General features: G+C 40.5%; 17 protein-coding genes. 12 read left to right on the forward strand and 5 right to left on the reverse strand.

Annotated elements, in window-relative coordinates; genetic code table 11:
• The first annotated feature begins 221 nt into the window (after nt 1–221).
• The 7 genes from CAP51_RS08375 (at nt 222) to CAP51_RS08405 (ending at nt 12,795) form a co-directional block, all read left to right on the forward strand.
• Nucleotides 222–1,310 carry an ATP-binding protein gene (locus CAP51_RS08375; RefSeq protein WP_213062683.1) on the forward strand — a complete coding sequence of 363 codons (1,089 nt, stop codon included), beginning with the start codon at nt 222–224 and terminating at the stop codon, nt 1,308–1,310.
• Nucleotides 1,310–3,841 (forward strand): DUF5682 family protein, encoded by a 2,532-nt coding sequence (locus CAP51_RS08380; RefSeq protein ID WP_087620284.1) that lies wholly within the window; start codon nt 1,310–1,312, stop codon nt 3,839–3,841. The genes CAP51_RS08375 and CAP51_RS08380 overlap by 1 nt, the downstream gene beginning before the upstream one ends.
• Entirely contained in the window at nt 3,834–4,991 is a 1,158-nt protein-coding gene (locus tag CAP51_RS08385; protein WP_087620285.1) for a VWA domain-containing protein, read from the forward strand. Before CAP51_RS08380 ends, CAP51_RS08385 begins: the two co-directional genes overlap by 8 nt.
• A gap of 38 nt (nt 4,992–5,029) precedes the next feature.
• The gene (locus CAP51_RS08390; RefSeq protein ID WP_087620286.1) at nt 5,030–7,117 is read left to right on the forward strand and encodes a hypothetical protein; all 2,088 of its coding nucleotides are present in this window, start codon (nt 5,030–5,032) and stop codon (nt 7,115–7,117) included.
• A 122-nt stretch (nt 7,118–7,239) separates the two neighbouring features.
• The gene (locus CAP51_RS08395) at nt 7,240–10,989 is read left to right on the forward strand and encodes a DUF4132 domain-containing protein (protein WP_087620287.1); all 3,750 of its coding nucleotides are present in this window, start codon (nt 7,240–7,242) and stop codon (nt 10,987–10,989) included.
• 105 nt (nt 10,990–11,094) lie between these two features.
• Entirely contained in the window at nt 11,095–12,330 is a 1,236-nt protein-coding gene (locus CAP51_RS08400) for a beta-ketoacyl-ACP synthase II (protein WP_087620288.1), read from the forward strand.
• Between the two features lie 12 nt (nt 12,331–12,342).
• Entirely contained in the window at nt 12,343–12,795 is a 453-nt protein-coding gene (locus tag CAP51_RS08405; protein WP_087620289.1) for a CopD family protein, read from the forward strand.
• A 21-nt stretch (nt 12,796–12,816) separates the two neighbouring features.
• Here CAP51_RS08405 and CAP51_RS08410 read toward each other — a convergent pair whose 3' ends face one another.
• Nucleotides 12,817–13,152, reverse strand: a complete 336-nt coding sequence (locus CAP51_RS08410; protein WP_140404416.1) for a hypothetical protein — start codon at nt 13,150–13,152, stop codon at nt 12,817–12,819.
• 39 nt (nt 13,153–13,191) lie between these two features.
• Nucleotides 13,192–13,839 carry an HAD-IA family hydrolase gene (locus CAP51_RS08415; RefSeq protein ID WP_087620291.1) on the reverse strand — a complete coding sequence of 216 codons (648 nt, stop codon included), beginning with the start codon at nt 13,837–13,839 and terminating at the stop codon, nt 13,192–13,194.
• Nucleotides 13,840–13,934: 95 nt separating this feature from the next.
• Here CAP51_RS08415 and CAP51_RS08420 point away from each other — a divergent pair, with 95 nt between their 5' ends.
• Nucleotides 13,935–14,708, forward strand: a complete 774-nt coding sequence (locus CAP51_RS08420; protein ID WP_087620292.1) for a hydroxymethylpyrimidine/phosphomethylpyrimidine kinase — start codon at nt 13,935–13,937, stop codon at nt 14,706–14,708.
• A 210-nt stretch (nt 14,709–14,918) separates the two neighbouring features.
• Here the strand turns inward: CAP51_RS08420 and CAP51_RS08425 are convergent, their stop codons facing one another.
• Together CAP51_RS08425 and CAP51_RS08430 are read right to left on the reverse strand one after the other, a co-directional pair.
• On the reverse strand, nt 14,919–15,983 hold the full coding sequence (locus CAP51_RS08425; RefSeq protein ID WP_171294755.1) for a porin: 1,065 nt from the start codon (nt 15,981–15,983) through the stop codon (nt 14,919–14,921).
• A gap of 121 nt (nt 15,984–16,104) precedes the next feature.
• A complete protein-coding gene (locus CAP51_RS08430; RefSeq protein WP_087620438.1) occupies nt 16,105–17,364 on the reverse strand; it encodes an MFS transporter in 1,260 nt (419 codons plus the stop codon).
• Nucleotides 17,365–17,516: 152 nt separating this feature from the next.
• On the opposite strand from CAP51_RS08430, the gene CAP51_RS08435 reads away from it, so the two are divergent.
• The 4 genes from CAP51_RS08435 to CAP51_RS08450 all read left to right on the forward strand — a co-directional run bounded on the left by CAP51_RS08435 (nt 17,517) and on the right by CAP51_RS08450 (nt 20,501).
• Nucleotides 17,517–18,143, forward strand: a complete 627-nt coding sequence (locus CAP51_RS08435; protein WP_087620294.1) for a 1-acyl-sn-glycerol-3-phosphate acyltransferase — start codon at nt 17,517–17,519, stop codon at nt 18,141–18,143.
• 79 nt (nt 18,144–18,222) lie between these two features.
• Nucleotides 18,223–19,143: a patatin-like phospholipase family protein gene (locus CAP51_RS08440; protein ID WP_087620439.1), complete on the forward strand. Its 921-nt coding sequence runs from the start codon at nt 18,223–18,225 to the stop codon at nt 19,141–19,143.
• Nucleotides 19,144–19,171: 28 nt separating this feature from the next.
• Nucleotides 19,172–19,642, forward strand: a complete 471-nt coding sequence (locus CAP51_RS08445) for an NfeD family protein (RefSeq protein ID WP_087620295.1) — start codon at nt 19,172–19,174, stop codon at nt 19,640–19,642.
• 10 nt (nt 19,643–19,652) lie between these two features.
• Complete coding sequence (locus CAP51_RS08450; protein WP_087620296.1) at nt 19,653–20,501, forward strand: SPFH domain-containing protein; 849 nt, start codon at nt 19,653–19,655, stop codon at nt 20,499–20,501.
• 120 nt (nt 20,502–20,621) lie between these two features.
• On the opposite strand, the gene filF is transcribed toward CAP51_RS08450, so the two are convergent.
• Nucleotides 20,622–22,517 (reverse strand): putative pilus system protein FilF, encoded by a 1,896-nt coding sequence (gene filF / locus CAP51_RS08455; RefSeq protein ID WP_140404417.1) that lies wholly within the window; start codon nt 22,515–22,517, stop codon nt 20,622–20,624.
• Nucleotides 22,518–22,537: the final 20 nt, after the last annotated feature.

Here is a 22,537-nt window from a genome sequence, read left to right on the forward strand (position 1 = left end):
GGAATTTTCCCTCATGTTTCAAGACTGATTATGTTAATTCATCGGATATATCGCAAAATCTATACAGCAAAACTTTGCAATTTGTCGGTAAAAATTACGTTCTGATAACATGAAGCCTGTCGTCTTGCCCTATACTCACCTATAATCATTTTATATTTTGTCCAACATACTGATTTCTGATTAGATTGATCCTTAAATAAATTATTGATTAGATGAGTAACATGCCAGATACAGATCACATTTTACGGCAAAGTGCCGAACAAAAATATGCCACTGAATTAGAACAGTTAAAACAACAGGATCAATTGCTTAAACCAACAGGCTGGCAACTGTCCGCACATGCAGTACGTCAATTTATTTTAGGTGATACAGCACTCAACATTTCCAAAAAATTTTATGGTGATGATGCACTGGTGGATCGGGCACTCGTCACATTAATGGGTAAACAAGGATTAATGCTGGTGGGTGAACCGGGAACCGCCAAATCCATGCTATCCGAGCTATTAAGTGCAGCGATTGGTGGTAGCTCACAATTTACCATTCAGGGTACTGCTGGCACTACTGAAGATCATATTAAATATTCATGGAATTATGCCCTGTTACTGGCAGAAGGCCCTTCGGAAAAATCCTTAATTCCCTCACCACTTTATCATGCAATGCAACATGGTAAGATTGCCCGTTTTGAGGAAATCACTCGCTGTCCACCTGAAATTCAGGATGTGTTGGTGTCACTGATGTCAGAAAAACAGATGATGATTCCAGAAATGGGACAACAACATAGCCTGCATGCACAGCAAGGCTTTAATATTATTGCCACCGCCAACTTACGGGATCGTGGTGTGCATGAGATGTCTTCGGCACTGAAACGACGTTTTAATTTTGAAACCGTAAAACCCATCAAAGACCGCACCTTTGAAATTGAACTGGTACAACAACAACTTAAACAGGAACTCAAAGACCTCTACAAAGAGGTAAAAATCAAACCGCAAGTGATTGAACTTTTGGTGACAATCTTTAATGAATTACGCACAGGACAAAGTTTACAGGGTGCAAATCTCAAAACACCTGATGCCGTCATGTCCACTGCCGAAGCGGTGAATATTGCCCATGCTGCCAGTCTGCAAGCAATTTATCTAGGCAATGGTGAATTACAAGCGGGTCATCTTGCCCAGCAATTACTCGGTGTGGTGTTTAAGGACAATGCCGATGATGCCAAACGCTTACGTTATTATCTGGATACCGTGGTTAAAGAACGTGCTAGACAGGACAACGACTGGAAAGCCTTTTATGAGGCCAGTCGTGAGTTTTAATGATGCAAGCACTTCAACAGATCGACCTGCCACAGCGACTGGCTGATGCGTTTACAGCCAAATCACAACTTGCCGAACAGCAAATATATTTTGCCCCGATTCGTCATCATAGCCCTGCCTGTGCTTATGCCTTAAAACACTATATTGAGCAATTACAACCGACACACATTTTGATTGAGGCACCACATGGCTTTCAGGATTTAATCGAAGATTTATTATCGACACAGACTCAGCCACCTGTGGCAATTTTTGCACAGGCAAAGCATAACAATCAAAATAAAACTGATGATCAACACTTGGAAAATCTGCCACAGATTCAATCTGCCTATTTTCCATTTTGTGGCTATTCGCCTGAATGGGTGGCATTACAGCAAGGGCATAAACAGCAAGCACAACTTGCCTTTATTGATCTAGACTGGTCTGATCAATGCCATTTTAAAGCTCATTTAGATCAGATTTCAGCACAGCAAAGCAATCTGATGGCAGAACGCTATCTGGCACACAGTCAGTTTATCCAGCAACTTGCCCAAAAGCTGCATTGCCGTGATCACGATGAATTATGGGATCATCTGTTTGAGTTACAATCTTTGGAACAACTAAAAAATCCAACACAATTCTTTAATGATGTATTTAGCTGGTGTGCGTTGGCACGACTGGACTATGAGGAAGAAGTGCTTTACCGAGAAGCCTCATTACATCGTGAATATTGTATGTATCAGCATATTCAATCAATGCGAAAACCTGAACATAAGCTACTCATAGTCACAGGCGGTTTTCATACGCTAGCGCTGATTGAGCAATTAGTCAATCCTAAAGTAAAACCATATCTGATTGAACAAAAAAACAAGCATTGGCAACAACACGCATGGCTGATTCGCTATAGTTTTGATCGACTGGATGCCTTAAATGGTTATGCTTCTGGCATGCCCTCACCCGCCTATTATCAACGGCTATGGCAGGATCTAAATCAGACCCAAGCAGACAGTCAAATACAACTTTATGATTATCTGAGTTTACTCTGTCGGGAACTGGCAGAAAAACAGGCACTGGAAATCACACCCTATATTGCCTTAAAAAATACTGCGGAAATGGCACTGGGATTGGCACAATTGCGAGGACATTATCGCCCAGGGCGTTATGACTTGCTCGATGCCTTACAAAGTAGCCTAATTAAAGGTGAAATGGACGATGGACAACATTATTTATGGCAATGTATTGATGATTATTTAAGTGGTCAAATACTGGGACAAGTGGCAAAAAATCAGCGTAGTCCAGCACTATTACAGAATACCTATCAGAAAATCCAGACCTTACGCTTTAAACTTGATGATACACTACTGAAACAACGCAAACTGGATATTTATCGTAAGCCAATACATCAACAGATCAGTCAATTTCTACATTTGTTAAATTTTTTACAGGTCGGTTTTGCCCAGCGACTATCTGGCCCCGATTTTATCCATGCCACAGGCATGGATTTATTATTTGAAGAATGGCGTTATGCATGGACACCCGCTGTCGAGGCACGTTTAATTGAACTATCGGAACAAGGTGATCAACTGAGCCAACTGGCCACACAACAACTGCTAGACAGGCAGCAGGATTTACAGGCACAGGGATTAGGACAATCTGCCATGTACACTGCACAATTGCTGGCACAAGCATGCCAACTGGGTTTAAAACAACAATTAAATGACCTTCAACAACAGCTGCATCACTATCTGGAAATCGATCAAAATCTGGCATCACTGATTGCTGCGGCACAGCAATTGTTTTATCTTTGGTATGGTCGACAACTACTACAATTGCCAGCGCAAGCCCTACAAGACAGCATCGTATTTGCCATCACGCAAGCCTGTTATGTGCTAGATCAACTCTATGATACGCATGAGGATAAAATTGAACAGAATGTGCAAAACTTAAAAGCACTGCATGAATTGATCACCAATGCACAAGATAAATTCCAAGTATCTGATCTTCATTTACTCGATCAAATGTATCAGCAATTGGATGCTGGCAAACTGGATGAATTTCATTTATTAAAACTCAAAGGTGCACTGCATACCCTGTTATATCTGGATCAACGCATCACACAACAGCAATTACAGCAACATATCAAAGAAGCCTTTAGTATTGGCAGCCATGCCGAAGATGCGGTGCAATATCTGCAAGGCGTATTATATATTGCACCGGAAATTTTTGTGCAATCCGACCTTGCCATTCACACCCTGTATCAATTGGTACAACATTGGTCAGATGATACTTTTTTACAGATTTTACCTGACCTGCGTTATATTTTTAGCCAGTTAAATCCTAAACAAAGCCAGCAGATTTCCGGCAAAATTGCCGAATATACGCATTTGCAAGATGCCAGTCTGCTGGAACAGGTCTATTCGGATATTTCTGAACAGGACATGCTACATGGTGTGCAGTTAAATCGGCAATTAGAAACAATTTTTGCAGATGACCAGTTATTATCATGGTTATACAAATCAGCACCGCATACGCCACAGGAGCACGTCGATGACTGATCAAAAACAAGAACAACATCTAGAACCTGATTTAGAACATGCACGACGTTGGCGTTTAATTCTAGGACGTTATGCTGATAAAAATTTACAGCAAGCCAATCTTTCTGGTGAACAACTACAACTGGAACGCTCGCTGGACTTTTTATATCAACAGGAATACAAACGCCGTGGCATTGAACAAGGCAAAAATCGTCATGGTAGCCTCGATGCCTCACAACTGACTGCCATTAACTGGCTTAATCAAAGCCGTAAACTATTTCCCAAATCGACCTTTGAGCGTATGCAGAAACAGGCACTGGAACGCTATCAAATGACTGATTTACTTAAAACGCCCGAGCATGTACGACAACTGGATGCCAATCCTGCCATTGCCAAGGCGTTATTGAGTATGCGCGGCAAGTTAAGTGCGGAAATGCGGGATGCGATTCGGGAATTGATTGCCAAAGTGGTTGATGAGCTACTGCAAAAAATCCGCCCACAATTTTTACAGGCACTTCAAGGACGACGCAATCGTTTTCGTCACTCACATATCAAGCAGGCACAGAATTTTGACTGGCGACGTACCATTCAACACAACCTCAAACATTATCAGCCCGATTTACAGAAAATTATTATTCAGCAACCGTTTTTTAATGCACGGGTACAACAGCATTTGCCGTGGGAAATTGTGCTGTGTGTCGATCAAAGTGGTTCGATGATGGATTCGGTAATGTACGCAGCGATTTGTGCCAGTATCTTGGCAGCATTGCCAGCCGTGACCACGCATCTGGTTTTATTCGATACCCAAATTGTTGATTTAAGCCATCTGGCGCATGATCCTGTTGAAGTGTTATTAACCATTCAACTTGGTGGCGGTACCAATATCGGACACGCCCTGCAATATTGTGCACAAAAAATTAAACAACCACAGCGCAGTATTCTGGTATTGATCAGTGATTTTGAAGAAGGTGGTTCGGTGCAACAGATGTATAAAACCATCTCACAATTAAATGAGCAAGGCTGTAAATTATTGGGTCTGGCAGCACTTGATCAATTTGCCAATCCTTGCTATGACCATGCGACCGCACAGCAATTACAGCAACGTGGCATGCAGGTGGCTGCGATGACACCTGAACATCTGGCAACATGGTTTGCCGAAATTATGTCATGAAAAAAGTATAATGAGAGCGACGTAATGAGAAGAATACAATGAGTTGGCAAATATATTTAAATTATGATGAAGATAGCCTGATCACCTTTGCCAATGCAGGTCTAATCCGACGTGCCAAAAAGTCACTGGATGAGGTACAGCCACAAACTCACGATGCACAACTGCATTTTGTGGTGGAGGATTGTCATGTCGAATTACCCTCACAAGGAATTACGCAAGCCTCTTGCACCTGCCCTGCTCAAGGCTGCTGCAAACATATCTTAAGTAGTATTTTATGGTTACAACAACATCCCGAGCATTTACAACCTGAAGTCGCCAATACAGATAAAAATCTTCAAGATTATACACCTGTAACCCCCTCTACTTTAGACACGGCCTTGCAATTGGATTCAATCCAACTTCTAAAAAATTTGCGTAAAACCGAACGGCAACTGGCTTATCAGATTTTTTCCGAATGGCAACATGATCCGACTTTATGCCAGATTGAGATTCAAGCCGAAAAAATCAGTTTTCAAACCAGTTTTTCCGAATCGGCGATTGTGTATTTTCCGCAAAGTCATCTGGCAGGTATGCTTTCCGATGTTGCAGACAAACAAAAAAATGCCTGCCATCTTGCCTGTATTGCATATTTATTTGCCCAACATGCGCCGGAAAAATGGCAATGGTCAGATGATTTACAACAGCAAAATGTCAATCCAGTAGAAGCCTCAATCGGTTTAAATCATGATGATCTGACTTTTATTAAAGATATAAAAATCTTATGTCTGTCCCTGATGCGACAAGGTTTATCACATATTGCCAGAGAATCGGTTTTATCCTTACATTTATTGAATATGCAGGCACGGGCACAAAATCTTCCACGTCTGGCAAGTGAATTGCGACGCTTGCATGGTTTATTACAACGTTTGCTAACACACGATGTACAGGTCGATGAAGCACAAATTTTCGATGCTTTAGCATTTTTATATACTTATTTAACCGCATTGCAACACGATGCAGAACAACCCGAAACATTAAATCAAGACAACCTCAATCAGTTACGTGGCCAAGTACAACGTGATTATGCGCAGCAACAGATCGAACATCTAATTCCACTCGGCTGTGAATGGTGGACAACCGCCAGTGGCGCACGAGGTTTGACCGTATGTTTTTGGGACAATAGTACACAGCGTATCCGAGAAGTTACGCAGGCTCGAGCCAATCATTTGGATATTACCTTTAATCAAGACAGTGCGGCACAAACAGGCATTTGGGGCAGTTCACTGGATTTTTTATTGAAACATCAGTTGAAACTGACTGAAGCCAAAATCAGTCCAGATGGAAAGCTTAGCGCCAGTGCTGATAGCCGTTTTCAATCGCTTGGCAGCATAGATCAACTCAGTACAGACGCATTTAAACAGCAAGTCATTGGCATTGATGACTGGCAGCAGATCAAAATACTTTTGCAACCAAGTTCAAGCCTGTTTAATTCGTTGCCACGTTATCAGTTGCTACACATCCAAGCGTGTAGCCAACTGGAACTCAATGAAATTGAACAATGCTTTGAATGCTGGGTTACCGATTGCCAACAACAGCAATTACAGCTGTCATTACCTATTGATCCAAATCATCATGGCAAAATTAATAAACTGCAATATCTAATTCAAACAGGTCAAATCATTGCCATACTGGTTCGAATGGAGATACAGGCACAGACCATCCGTTTTCTGCCGTGTAGTCTCGTTTTAAATGAAACAAAAGGTCTGTGTATTTTTAGTTTGGATTATGATCACCTTCCCTATCACAAACAAAAACAGAATTTTTTACAACAATTCACCGCGCGAATCAGCAGCTTACTGACACGTAAACGTGAGCTTCATTCAACCATGACCACCAATGTTATTCACCTTACGCTACAGCACACGCAAAACCTGCTGGAGTTTTATGCCAATACAGGTCGACAAAGTTTTGACCCCGATGATCAACAACACTTGCAACAATTGGCACAGCAATTTGAAGATTTAGGCTTACAGTTACTTGCCCAACTATTGCGACAACAATCCTTGGCATTCTCCGAACAACTACTCATCTGGCGACATGTACTGGGATTGACACAAAAACTGTTAACTCAGCCGCCAATACAGTGACAGATTATGTCGCAAATAAACATTCATACTATACACAGCCTGTTAAAACTTGATTATTCTAAATCCATATCAGAATTTATATCCCTTACAAAATTGAAATATCCAGAATAATGGAGTGATAAATGTTTGAAAATTTAATGCATAAATTAGGTCAACTGATCAATCCAAAAGATCAGGTGACTTTGGATTTACTCCAGACCCTTGTTGCACCTTTGGCAGAAATAGATCAAAACCTTCCAGAACAAGCTTTAAGTTTTATCATTGATGGTCAACATGCCGAAATATTACTCACGCTACAACAACAACCCAATGATCAAGCCAGTACCTTAATGGGAAATCCGGGGACTTATTCATGGTACTGGACATCACATAATTTGAGCAAAGCACAAGAAAAACTGGTCAAAGCTGCACAAAATGCCCGTTATAAACTGTATATCGATATTTTTGAAAAATTAACTGCGGAACAAATTATTCGTTATGGCAAACTACTGGCTGCGGTAACACAGGAAAAAAACTTTAAAGTATTGTATGAACAGACACCAGTCTGGTTTACCTATCTGATTGTTGATGGGTTGGTGATGACTCTCAGTCAGAACTATGGCAAGGAACTAACCCATCGTCAGCACTGGACACTAGATAAATTACAACAGTTACTTGCAACAGATATTACAGATGCAGATCAAGTTTTGATTACGACACTCTTTGAACGTAAAGGCATTGATAGCTATCACCACAACAATTTACACTTAATTCATGAGCTGGCAGATAGCAGCACTTTTTTACAACAGCGTGGTGAAACCCTGCAAAGTGTGATCCCGAGTTTATCTGCCAGTGGACAAGTATTATTTCTGGAATTTGCCAAAAATCATCTGGATTTGGTCAAACAATTTCCACAATTAATCATCATGCTTGCTTTAAGTAGCAGTAAAACCGTACGGGAAACTGCCAATAGCTTAATCAGTCAACTGGATCGCACTCAAGCGCAACAGCATTTACAATATTATTTAACTCAGGGTGACAGTAAACAACGTGCCTTTGCAGCTGATTTACTGGCAAGAAGTAGTGAAGATAGCCGTGATATTTTGCAACAGGCTTTGAATAACGAAACGCAAAAATCGGTTCAACAAAGTATTCAATCTGCTCTTCAGCGACTAGATAGCCTACAACAGATTGAGGAAGAAGATTTTATCATACCAGAATTGCAGCCACTCACCTCACAGGATATTCCGGACAGTTTTATTACGGTATTACAAGAAAATTATCAAGCAATTTTGGAAAAAGCCCGACTCGCTGCCGAACAGGAAATCGAGGATAATAAAGCCGCGGAGAAAAACTATAAATATGACTGGCAACAAAAAAATTATAAGGAGTTGCAAAAAATTAGTACGGAACAAATCGGAAAACCGTTATTGGCTACCATTAATGGAAAGCAAAACGCCAAAAATATTAAATATGGCAATATTATTTTATATCAGAAAAAAATCCAAAATTATAAGGAATATGGTTTATACCATGCCTTGCGTTTAATTCACCATCGTGATGACTGGATCAATTGGTCCAGTCTATTTACCGAATATTTACAACCGCATCATTTTGAACAACTGGAATTACGCCAATTGGCACATGCGATGCAAGATGTCGGCTTTAAAAATCCAACCCGCTTAATTGCCGCAGGCTTTCTAGAAAATAGTTACTACGATGGCCTGCATGATTATATTCAGCGTGATGACCAGATTGTGCCATTTTTTGTGGAAAATCTGGATTTTATTGCCGAGGCTTTAGGATTATTACCAAATCAGTCTGTAACCAGTTATCGCAGTTTTGAACCCTTAAATGCAATTAAAGTCTTAAATTATTTCCCGCATATTCCAAAGCAGTTTATTCCTCGTTTATTAGAGTTTGCACTCGGTGAAAATAAACGTCTGCGTTTTGATGCACAGGAATTATTACAAACTGTTCCGAATATTCATGAACGTGCTATTGAAGCCCTGCAAAATGGTAAACAAGAAATTCGCATTACGGCAATTGAATGGCTGGTTCGCCTGCAACATGGCACTGCTGTACCCGCCCTATATGCTTTATTGAAAAAAGAGAAAAAAGAAATTGTCATTGCTGCAATTTTGACTGCACTGGAACAATTGGGCGAAGATATCAGCAGTTATCTATCGCCATCAACTTTACAACAAGAAGCAGAAAAAGGCTTAAAAGGCAAAATTGCTGCGAGTTTTAGCTGGTTTGATTTAGACAGCTTACCAAGCGCACAGTGGCAAGATGGCTCTCCTGTCGATGCCAATATTATCAAATGGTGGGTCGTGTTAGCAGATAAACTCAAAGACCCCGTACCCAATGCTTTATTACAACGCTATCTCGGTTTATTGGATGAAAAAAGCCAACAAACGCTATCCTTACACCTGCTACAAAGCTTTATTCATCAAGATACCCGTCATCCAAGTCTAGACGAAGCCAGTGCAATTGCCATCAATGAAGCACCTGCCCGTTTACAAAATTATCGTGATGCCTATCAACGCTGGGGTAAACAATATCCGGATTACTATGGCAAATACGCCACCATTACGCTGGAAGAGGTGATCGAAGAAATCAAGCGTGAACGTATGGGTATTTATCTAGGTTCTGCCATTAAAAGTAAGGGAATGCTGGCCCTAACCTATAAAGCACAAGGCAGTCTGGCGGTTAAATTACTGCAAGATTATATGAAACAGCATTATCAGCGTCGGGCGCAGATTGAAGCCATGCTTAGTAGTTTTAGCATTAGTGATGATCCGTTAATTATTCAATTATTACTCGGCTTATCCCGTCGTTATCGCACTGCATCTGTACAAAACCTTGCCAAACAATTGGTTGAACAAATTGCCGAACGTAACCACTGGAGCAGTGACGAACTGGCTGATCGTACCATTCCAACTGCCGGCTTGGATGATACAGGCATTCTGACACTGGATTATGGCACTCGAACCTTAACCGCCTATGTCGATGACAAAGATAAATTTGTCCTTAAAAATGAAGATAGCAAAGTGATTAAAAGCTTGCCGGCTGCTCGGCAAGGTGATGATGAAGCTCTCATCAAGGAAGCCAAGTCATTATTTAGCAACAGTAAAAAAGAATTTAAACAGGTGCTCGATCTACAAACCCAACGTTTATATGAAGCGATGTGTAGCGAACGGATCTGGTCAAGTGCGGACTGGCAGGAATATTTGTTTGCCCACCCAATTATGAAACGGCTCATTCAACGTCTAGTCTGGTTGGAAGTTGATAGCGATGGTAAGATTTTGCATCAATTCCGCCCTAGTGATGATGGAAGTTTGCTTGATCTTGAAGATGATGAAATTGAATTACAGACCGATAGCCAGATTAAACTGGCACATGCCGTATTAATTTCTCAGGAACAGGCAACTGCATGGCAAGAACATTTTAAAGACTACAAAGTCAAACCGTTATTTGATCAAATGAGCCATCAACTCCCCGAATTTGATGACAAAGCACAATTGATCGATGATCATAAAGGCTGGCTCACAGATACCTTTAGCTTACGGGGTGTCATTACCAAACTGGGCTATCAACGGGCCAGCATTGAAGATGGGGGTTCTTTTGATAGTTATTACAAACCGTTTAGCCAGATTGGTATTTCTGCGGTAATTAATTTTAGTGGTAGTTACGTGCCGGAAGAAAATATACCTGCGGTTTTGTATGAACTCGGATTTGATAACAAAACTGTACGTTCATGGCGAGAACAACAGCTGCAACTGGCACAGGTTCCGAAAGTCCTACTGGCAGAATGTTATGCCGATTATCTGAAAGTTGCAGCAGCATGCTCAGGTTTTGATCCAGAATGGCAGAAAAAAACACCATGGTAAATCTAGGCGATAAGTGCTAAATCTAGTATCTTTCGCCATTGCAGGCATTTAGGAAAACCGCTTAAATGTCTGCAATTGTTTAGTAATGAAAATAAGGGACCTGACATGAACCGTCGTGTTGTGATCACTGGCATGGGCATTAACTCGTGCATCGGTAATACTTTAGAAGCTGTTACACACTCCTTAAAAAATGGTATTTCAGGCACACGTTTTAACCAGTCCTATGCGGATCTTAATTTTAAAAGCCATGTCAGTGCAGCTGCCGAGCAGGATTTTGACGGCATTGATCGTAAATTAAAACGCTTTATGGGCGTTTGTGCCATGTATGCCTACAATGCAGCCGTGGATGCCGTAGAAAATGCAGGTTTAAAAATAGAAGATTTAGCCAATCATCCACGTTATGGCATTGCCGGCGGAAGTGGTGGTAATTCGACACATTCTGTTGTCGAAATGACCGAACTCCTCAAAGAAAAAGGCGCACGTAAAATTGGGCCATTCTTTGTGCCACGCAACATGAGTAACACCATTACTGCTAACATTGGTGTGGCATTTAAATTACAGGGTGTTTCCCACTCCATTACCAGTGCCTGTGCAACCTCTGCCGATGCTATTGGTTATGCCTATAATCTAATTCAACTGGGTAAACAAGATTTAATGCTGGCAGGTGGCGGTGAAGAAGACCATTGGTCACAAAGTCTGTTATTTGATGCCATGGGTGCCCTAAGCTCTAAATATAATGATACGCCGGAAACTGCATCGCGCCCTTATTCCAAAGACCGTGATGGTTTTGTCATCGCTGGTGGTGGTGGCTTTGTGGTACTGGAATCACTGGAACATGCTCAAGCCCGAGGTGCAAATATTTTGGCTGAAGTTGTGGGTTATGCTGCGAATAGCGATGGTCATGACATGGTCGCGCCAAGTGGTGAAGGTGCAACCCGTTGTATCTTAATGGCACTGGATGAAGCCAAACAACATGGTGTAGAGCAGATTGATTATATCAATACGCATGGTACATCTACGCCTGCAGGAGATATTACCGAATTAAAAGCCATGGAACGTGCATTTGGTGAAGGAAAAGTTCCAGCATTTAGTTCAACCAAATCTATGACAGGTCATAGTCTGGGTGCGGCTGGCGTACAAGAAGCAATTTATTGCTTATTAATGATGCAAAATGACTTTATTGCACCCAATATTAATGTCACCGAATTAGATGAAGGTGCACAAGGATTTGATCTGGTACTTGAAAAACGCGACACAAAACTGAATACTATTATGAGTAATAGTTTTGGGTTCGGTGGTGTAAACGCCTGCCTAGTTTTCAAGAAATGGGCAGATGCCTAAATAGGATCATCAATGGATGTGCCATCTGAAGCGTTTTTATGGGTAAAAGCCTTACATATTATTGCCGTTGTATGTTGGTTTGCTGCCCTGTTCTACTTGCCACGATTATTTGTTTACCATGCCATGAGCGACGATGACATTAGTCATCAACGCTTTCAGGTGATGGAACGTAAATTATACCGTGGCATCATGTGGCCATCCTTGATTGCAACCTTAATCACTGCACATTTTCTGGTGGATTGGGGTGATGCTTTCTATCACTACCATACCGCAATCTGGTTCTACCTCAAAGTCAGTCTGGTCGGGATATTAATTATTTACCACTTGTTCTGTGGTTATTACCGTAAAAAACTGATTGAAAATGCCCATTATAAATCGCATAAATTCTGGCGTTTTTTTAATGAATTACCGACGCTGATTCTATTTGCCTGCGTTATTCTCGTCGTGGTTAAGCCTCAATTTTAATAGAGGCTTGACACTTGAGATTCAATAGGTAAAAGGCTTAAACCCCAATGTGGTTGCTTTAGACAAATCTTTAACATCAATGCTAAATACACCCAACCGTCCATCAGGTGCACCACACATCTGGATATAGGCTTTGCCAGTATCGCCTTCGCGTTCAGCCAAAACCTGTATCTTGGCGGTTTGCAATTCCTGTTTCAGCTGACTGAGGCTTAATCCACTGTTCTCACATTGCCGGCTTTGCAATGATTTATACACTTCAATGCTTTGTTGCGCATGATTGGACTGTTTTGAGTGTACAGGCAAATGACTACACCCAACACATAAGAGGCTAAACATCAATGCCATGCTGGTTTTCATGAAAATCTACTCGGTATTAAATCTTGAATCTATTTAGCCTTAATGCAAATGATTTAATAAATGACTAAATTGTTCAATTTGTGCAAAAGGTTGTGCTGCACTAATTTCCTCAAGCGTGCCATAACCATAAGTTACCGCAATTGCTTCAATGCCATTCCGCCTTGCCCCTAAAATATCATGTTCCCGATCTCCAACCATAATGCACTGCTCAGGGATTAACTGTTCTTGTTGCACCAGATAAGTAATCAAGTCACCTTTATTGGTACGTTCACCTGTCAGTTCGCTGCCATAAATATGTTGGAAATATTGTGCCAGATCAAAATATTCAAGAATACGTTTGGCAAAGATGGTTGGTTTTGCCGTCGCCACAAATAGACGATAGCCACGTTGCTTGAGTAATAATAATGTATTTGCGACATCAGGATAAACTTCATTCTCAAATAATCCTGTTTTGCTAAATCGCTCACGATACATAGCCAAAGCACGCTCTGCCAGTTCATCATCTTCACTATTTAGCAACTTCGCCAAGGATTGTTTTAAAGGTGGACCAATACACCATTCCAGTGCTGTTTCTTCCGGTAAGGGATAACCCACGCGTTCCAGGCCATATCGAATAGACGTCGTAATACCAACTTTTGGATCGGTTAATGTACCATCCAGATCAATTAAAATGTTTTGAGTTGCCATGTCTTCAAGAAAATCATTTATATCGCTGTTAAGTGTGCCACAACCCTTGTTAAAATAGAAAATAATATTTCAGCAACAATTAAGGAAGATTCACTATGCGCCCGACGGTCTTATGTTTTTCAGGTCTGGATCCTTCCGGTGGAGCCGGTATTCAGGCAGATATTGAGGCCATTGGACAAAGTGGTGCACATGCTGCAATTGCATGCACAGCACTCACCATTCAAAACTCTCAACACGTATTTGGTTTTGAAGCGACCTCAAAAAAGCTCTTATTGGCACAGGCCAATGCAGTAATTGATGATCTACCGATTAATACCGTGAAATCCGGCATGTTAGGAACAACTGATAACATTTTCGCACTCTCTGAGTTTCTCAGTGAGCATGCCGATTTAAACTATGTACTAGACCCTGTTTTGGTGGCAAATAGTGGCGGCTCTCTTGGCGATCTGCCAACACTGGTCGAAGCCTTTAAAATCCTGATTCCACGTGCAACATTGATTACCCCAAATACTGTTGAATTAAGAGCTTTAACAGGTTGTGAGAATCTTCATGATGCCACGCAAAAAATCTTTGAACTAGGGGCACAAGCAGTTTTAGTAAAAGGTGGTCATGAAAAGTTACCGGCTGATCTGTTAATTAATCGTTTATATATTCAGGGACAATTGGTGCATGAAAGTGAACAACCGCGACTCGATGGTGAATTTCATGGTTCAGGCTGTTCATTGGCCAGTTTTATTGCAGGTCGTCTGGCACTGCATGATTCACTGGAAAAAGCGGTTGATATTGCAGAAAAATGGCTATTCCGTGCGCTACAACGAGCCGATGTGCCTCATGCGGATGGACAACGGATGCCACGGCGCTTTACTTAATGGTGATTTCTTATTTTTATAATTTAAGCGTAGTTCAAATAAAGAAATGAAGTGATTTTTTGAAACAGTCTTCACAATAAATGAGTGATGTGGACTGGCATTACATCATCGTTAAATCAAATTTTTGCTATAAAAAAAGTTGTTGAGGTCGATTTCTTCCTCAACAACTTTTGTAATTACATATCACTATTGATTCATAATGAGCAGTTATTAAAACTTATACTGGAAACCTAAACCACCTACAGTATTTTTATCATCTACAAGCTTGTTTTGTGCCAAGAAAGCATAAGCTTTGGCATTGCTGTTATATTGATAATCTACACCTGCTGCGATTTGCTGTGCTTTTACATCTGATGCAGATGTTTTATAGCTGGTTGTACCCTGTTGATACTGACCCTTAACAGACCATGCCGTATCCGCAATCTTATAAACCGCACCCAGTGCAAAACCAAGCTCATCATCAATCGCTGAAACTGTAGCAACATTACTACTGGCTGTACTTGCTTCATCAATTTCAGCACGTTGGACCAAAGCACGTAAAGACAAATTGGCAATATTATAAGTACCTGTCGCACGAATGGTATTGGTTTCTGCCCATGCATTGGAAGCACCAATCCAACGACTCGGCACAGCACTGTCATAGGCCAAACCAAGATTGAAACCAGCATCCTTATTGTCATAAGTCACAGAAGCGGAAATTGCATCACCAAAACTATTGCCTACCGCATTACCACTACTGACAATTTTAGCATCTTCACCTTGGAATAATTGTACACCCACATTGATTTTACCAGCTGCTGCATTAAATGTAGGTGATTGATATTGCACCGCATTATTGACACGATTTTCACCGGTAAAGGTATTCTGGATATCCAGTTGGTTGCCTGCATAGTTATCAAATAAATCGACACCACCCAGACGTTTTAAAAAGGTATTTACTTTACCAAAGGACAATGTACCCAATTGCTCATGTTTCAAGCCAAGATAACGATCACGCTGCCCCAAATCAGTACCATCACCGTCAGTATTTACAGTCCACTGTGCATCATAAACAACACTCAGTGTATCCGTTAATTTTTCAGATCCCTTGATACCGATATAAGAGTTATTAGAAGAAACTGATGCACCATCATTAATCGTTGTTAAAGTATGTCCTGCATCTTTATCGGCAAAATTCGCAGATAAATCCAATACACCATATAAAGTCGGTGCAGCAAATGTAGTACCAGAAATAAACGCTAATGCAATCGCCAAACTAATTTTTTGAGTTTTCATGTGTTCCCCACTTAAATATTTCAGACTGTTTGAACTCCAGCACATTGTTACGAAATATTTTGTAAAGAAAAAATAATTAAAAGTGCAATACTTTTCATAATTTTGTCATAAAGAAATATTTTTATACGGATTTTTTCATATAAAACCAATATAATTTGGGCAGAATACAAAGCATAGAAAGGACAAAAATCAAACTTAGAAATGTGGTGTAGCCCATGCTATCAGCCAGTTTCCCACCAACCACATATAATCCCCCACTCACTAAGGTCATGATTGAAACCTGTACAGTAAAATCTGTTCCTGCAAATTTTTCTCTGGCATAGAGCATGATCAAACTCAACATTGCAACCAAGCTCATGGCAGCAAAAAACTCTTCAACTGCATTTGCAGCATAGACATGGAATAATGAAAACCCGATCTGCTGCTCAAATAAATACGCCAAAATCAGATAATATAAAATTGCCATACTCTGCAAAATCGAAAACCAGATCAACATCACTGCCAAAGAAAAACGTTTAATCAACCATGCAGCCAACCATGCGCCGAATAATGCACAAACTGCTCCGAACATGGTGACATACAATCCAATTTGTGCCAGAGATAATCCCATATCGATCATCAGGGGTTTGATGATCGGGCCAGACAAACCATCTGCAATTTTATAAGTGACTAATACCAATAACCATAGCTTGAGTTCATTGCTATGCCACAGATGTCCATATATATTTTTAATTTTCAGTAAAATATTATTTTTCTTAACAAAAGTAGCCTGCGGTACAATTTTAAATTGAGGTTCACGATAAAATAAAATGGGTAAGCTATTAAGCGTCACACCGATTGCCAGTGCAATAAATGTTGTTTTCCAAGAAAGTATATCTATTGAATACAATACTGCACCGCCACCCAGTAGAAATCCTAATCGAGATCCCATCACCTGAAACGTATTGCCCCAATGTACCTGACCTTTTTTTAAAATATTAACTGCAAGACCATCTGTTGCAATGTCCTGTGTCGCACACAAGGTATTCATCAGCAATAACACTATACATAAATACCAAAGTGCAGAAAGCTGGTGCAACTGCTCAACCGGTAAATATGCCAGTATGAACAAACAGACGATGGTTAACGCTTGGGTCAATATAATCCAAAACCGATAATGCCCCATTTTTTGATAACCGAACCGATCAATCGCCGGCGCCCATAAAAATTTAATCGCCCACGGCAACATTAACAGGCCAGAAAATCCAATTTGCGTCAGTGAAACACCATAATGTCTGAGTAAAGCAGGCAATGCCTGTGTCATAAAACCTACTGGTAGACCCTGAGCAAGATAGAGCGCTAACAACATCATCAAAGCATATGAATTTGCCTTTTCGCTCATTGGGGTATTTTGTTTTGGCATAATTGATCATTGTCACGTGAATACAATGCAGACAATATAAAAATACAAGGTAAATTACTAGCGCTGGTTTGGCCTAATTTCTAATGATTCGCCCTTGCATCCAATAGGCAAAAAATGGAATTTATTGTCTTATGTCAAATTTAGATTTTCCAGTTCTCTGCAAAAATATCCCGCAACGTGGAACGAAATGGTTTAAATACTTTTTTGCCCATCTTCTTCGGGCGCAAGGCTGGCACATTGAAGGAAAAATTCCCAATATTCCCAAAGCGGTGATTATCGTGGCACCACATACCTCAAATATTGATGCATGGTTTAGTTTTTTAGCCGTGCTAGCACTTGATCTAAAAATTACTATTTTGGCAAAGCATACTTTATTTGTTACACCGTTTGACAAGTTAATGCACTGGTTTGGCATGATGCCGGTCAATCGTGATCATCCTCAAGGCTTAACTGAACATTTAATAAAGGAAATTGCAACACAGGAACGCATCTGGATTGCCATGTCCCCTGAAGGAACACGTAAACAGGCAAAACAATGGAAAAGTGGTTTCTACCGTATTGCCAAAGCCGCACATATTCCAATTATTATGATTGCCTTGGATTACCGCCATAAAACCATTCGGGTCTTGGGTCAAAAGACATGTACTGATGATTATCAGCAAGATATGCAGGAGATTTTAATGGCTTATCAGGGAAATTTTTCTGCAAAAAATCCCCTACAACTTTCTGATCCACTGCGTTTAATTGATGTTAAATAACAATACATCTATAGGGATTTTGTCAGAAAACAGTTACTATGAGACTCCACTTAACTTTGACTAAATTTCAGACAAAATGATGTACAGTGCTGTAAAACTTTCTGCCGCATCCCTCCTCGTCCTTGCATTGACTGGTTGTGATTTTGCCAATAAAAAACCCGCCACTGTGCATACAGTAAAAGCACGTCAACCTGTTGTTGCCATTGCATTAGGCGGCGGCGGTGCAAAAGGTTTTGCACATATTGGTGTAATTAAAGTACTGGAATCACATGGCATCAAACCACAAATTGTCACAGGCACCAGTGCAGGCAGTTTTGTCGGTAGTATTTATGCATCGGGTAAAACGCCATTTCAGTTACAGGAAATTGCCCTCAAACTCGAAGAATCCGACTTACGAGATTTGACCCTGAATAGTCAGGGTATTGTGCTCGGTCAAAAGTTACAGGATTTTGTCAATCGTCAGGTTGGTAATGTACCTATCGAAAAATTTCCAAAACGTTTTGCAGCCATTGCAACAGATTTAAATACCGGCAAGAAAGTTGAATTTATACGAGGCAATGCCGGACAAGCTGTACGTGCCTCTTGCAGTATTCCCAATGTATTTGTACCTGCTACCATTGCAGGAAAAAAATACGTCGATGGTGGTCTGGTTAGTCCTATTCCTGTTGAAACAGCAAAAAATATGGGCGCAGATATTGTCATTGCGGTGGATATTTCTGCGCGTCCACAAAGCGGCAAGTCCATGAATATGTGGGGTTTACTTGACCAAACCATCAATATTATGGGCCAATCCAGTATTAATTACGAACTCAATCAGGCAGATATCGTGATTAAACCTACCGTTGGTCATCTTGGTGTGTTAGATTTAAAAGCACGTAATGAATCCATCTTGGCCGGTGAACAGGCTGCACAAGGTCAAATACCAAAAATCAAAAAAATTCTGGCTGATTTTGCCAGATCACCCCAAGCATTATTGCCACCACCCAAGGCAAAATTTTAATCAAATAATACCATAGGGCGATATCACCATGAATTTCAACATTGAACCTTGGCACTGGTTCCTACTGGGGATTGCACTTATCGTGCTGGAAATTTTTGCACCGAGTTTTACCATTTTCTGGTTTGGTTTGGCTGCGGTTATGGTCAGTGTTCTACTCTGGTTATTTCCCATGATGCCGGTTCCCCTGCAAATCATGACTTGGATCATTTTATCGATCCTGATTACTTTCCTTTGGTTTAAATTTATTAAGCCTTTATCCAAAGACCATACCAAAGCAGGACTTCCCCGTGAAGCCACGATTGGGCAAGTGGGTATGGTGATTCACATTATTCCCGAACACAATGAAGTCATTGTTCGTTTTCCGATGCCAATTTTAGGCACTGATGAATGGACCTGTCGCTGTCTGGAACCTATCAATGTTGGTGATCGTGTATCAGTAACAGACATTCTGGGTAATCAGCTCGTTGTTGTTCCACAACAATCACACAATAAAAACTGAGGATTTAATCATGACTTTTGCCATTATTCTTGCTGTTCTGGTCGCTATTGCGATATACAGTACAGTCACTTTGGTGCCACAAGGCTATAAATTTATCGTGCAGCGATTAGGGAAATATCATGCCACCCTGACGCCCGGGATTAATTTTATTATTCCATTTATGGATAAAGTTGCTTATAAAGTCACCACAAAAGACATTGTACTTGATATTCCATCACAGGAAGTCATCACCCGTGACAATGCAGTACTTCTGATGAATGCTGTGGCCTATATCAACATCACTGCGCCGGAAAAAGCAGTTTACGGGATTGAAGATTACACTTGGGCAATCCAGAATCTAGTACAAACAACACTACGTTCTATTGCAGGTGAAATGAATCTCGATGATGCCCTTTCTTCCCGGGATCATATCAAGGCAAAATTAAAGATTGCGATTTCTGATGATATTGCAGACTGGGGCATCACCCTTAAAACAGTAGAAATTCAAGATATTAAACCTTCATCCACCATGCAGGCAGCGATGGAAGCACAGGCAGCAGCAGAACGCCAACGCCGTGCAACTGTTACAAAAGCCGATGGTGAAAAACAGGCTGCTATTTTAGAAGCAGAAGGACGTTTGGAAGCATCGCGTCGTGATGCCGAAGCACAGGTTGTTCTGGCAGAAGCCTCACAAAAAGCCATTGAAATGGTAACATCTGCGGTAGGAGAAAAAGAAATTCCTGTCGCTTATTTACTGGGTGAGCAGTATGTCAAAGCCATGCAGGACATGGCCAAGTCCAATAATGCCAAAACTGTGGTCTTACCTTCAGATATTCTCAATACCATTCGTGGTGTCATGGGACGTCATAACGCACCATAATCGAAAAGAGCGCATTTCATATGCGCTCTTTTTTATTGTTCACTTGATCAACACATCATAATTTCATCAAGCGATGTATCAATATAACCCTGAATATAAATTCTACAATCACTATTCAAATCATGGTTTTACTTGTCCACGCGCATAACAACTGGCTAAACTAACACTTACTGTACCGGTTAAACGTGCGATCTGATCTTTTTCCTTATCAGTTAAAACAGGATTTTCAGCGGCTTGAGCATAAATCGCCTTATAATTATTATAAATATTGACCCATTGTGCGACCCCATTACTATAGTTAGTCAGATTAATATTGCCATTCTCATTCGTTAACAAGCTATATAAATTAATCTTGGCCCCACCACTGTTTACTGTGATTACGCCAGAGTTTCCAAGTACGGTGCCTGATAGGCCCAATAAAACACCATCTAATGTATTAAACTGTGTACCTGATAAAATCATCCGTATCGCAATTGCATAGTCATTTTGATTAGGTTGGTAATTGGTAGCACTTACTGTACCAATACGATATTGCGTCACACCGTAGTTATCAACCAGATTAACCTGTGAGTTATCCACTGTTCCACATTGTCCGGACATATCAGTATCAGTTGCGCCAGCTTTGATATCTGTACGAATATCACCAAACTCATCAATGACGATACCCAAATCTACATCTTTAAAAGTTTGTTCACTGGTGACTTTAAAACGTAAAGTCGCGTATAATGGGAAATAATATTTTTCACCTGGATTGATATTTTTAATCGATCTAAACACATGACGATCCAGATAAGAAATCGGATAAGCCTTTACAAAATCAACAACGCCTGCATAATTTTCACTGCCTGTACTCATGGTCCACTTTGCAAGATCATTGGCAGGTGCAGAATCTTCACCAGTAATATATTTATACAGCGTTTCCGAACCGGCAGCCATATAGTCATTAATTAACCGCCCCTGATTAATAAATAAATTTTCATTATTTGAAGTGACAAATTTAAATTTATCCACCGTACCTATGCGGTCATTAATTGGGTTAATCCAGTTTTGCTGACTACTGGCATACATAAAAATTGGATTTGCAGTTTTAATTAAATCAATGGCACTGGCAATCGTTTCAGACGTGACCGTTGGTTTACCACGCCATTGAAGACCATATCCTTGAGTATAACCTTGTCGATCAGACAATAAAAAGAAAGAACCAAGCAAAGTATTTTTATTGTCACCAGTGCCTGAATATCCAATCATCCCATCTGTCACTGTAATTAAAATGGGTGGATCTGCTTGATATACTGCACCCAGCGTAATATTAATCGCTTGCTTTAATACCGCCATAGCTTCCGTATCGGAAATTTGGGTGACATCAATCCAAGGCTTAAGAATTGCAGCATATTGCCCGTTCTGATACGCAGTGAGATCAACTTTCTGAGTAATATTAGACAAGCCTTCCAAACTGGTAGAACTTAGGCTAATCGGCTGGACATCTCCGATCACATTACTATCAGTTTTCTGGTGACCAATTGCCTGAAAAATCTTAATTAGATCCAGAGCAACTTTAACTGTTGCATCACTTTGCTCAAGTGATGTTGCAGCTTGGCCAGTTAAACCTTCTGCCATATCCAATGTAGTCAAATGTACTGGACTGTCATCAGTACTTACTTGACCTAGCTTGGAAAGTTTGACACTTCCCAATTCTACCCGAGAAGTATCATTGGCATTTAAGAAAAATGTGATTGTATCGCCCTTATCACATCCACCTGTCACACTGTTGCCATTCACCTGCGTTTTAAAGGTATTTATCGTATCACTACTACAGGTATATTGAATTCCGGCAATCGGATACTCAAGCATAAATGGGAAACATGAATCACTTGAGCTGGCGATTGTACAGCCGACAGCTGTTGTATCTTCAGGTTTTACTCTTGGATCCTCATCAATATTATTACTACCACCACCACATGCTGTCAGCATTAAACATAATGTAGAGATGGAAAACGGTAACATAAATTTATTCATTCTTATAACTCGTCCTTAAA

Source organism: Acinetobacter populi (assembly GCF_002174125.1).
Classification (GTDB): Bacteria; Pseudomonadota; Gammaproteobacteria; order Pseudomonadales; family Moraxellaceae; genus Acinetobacter; species Acinetobacter populi.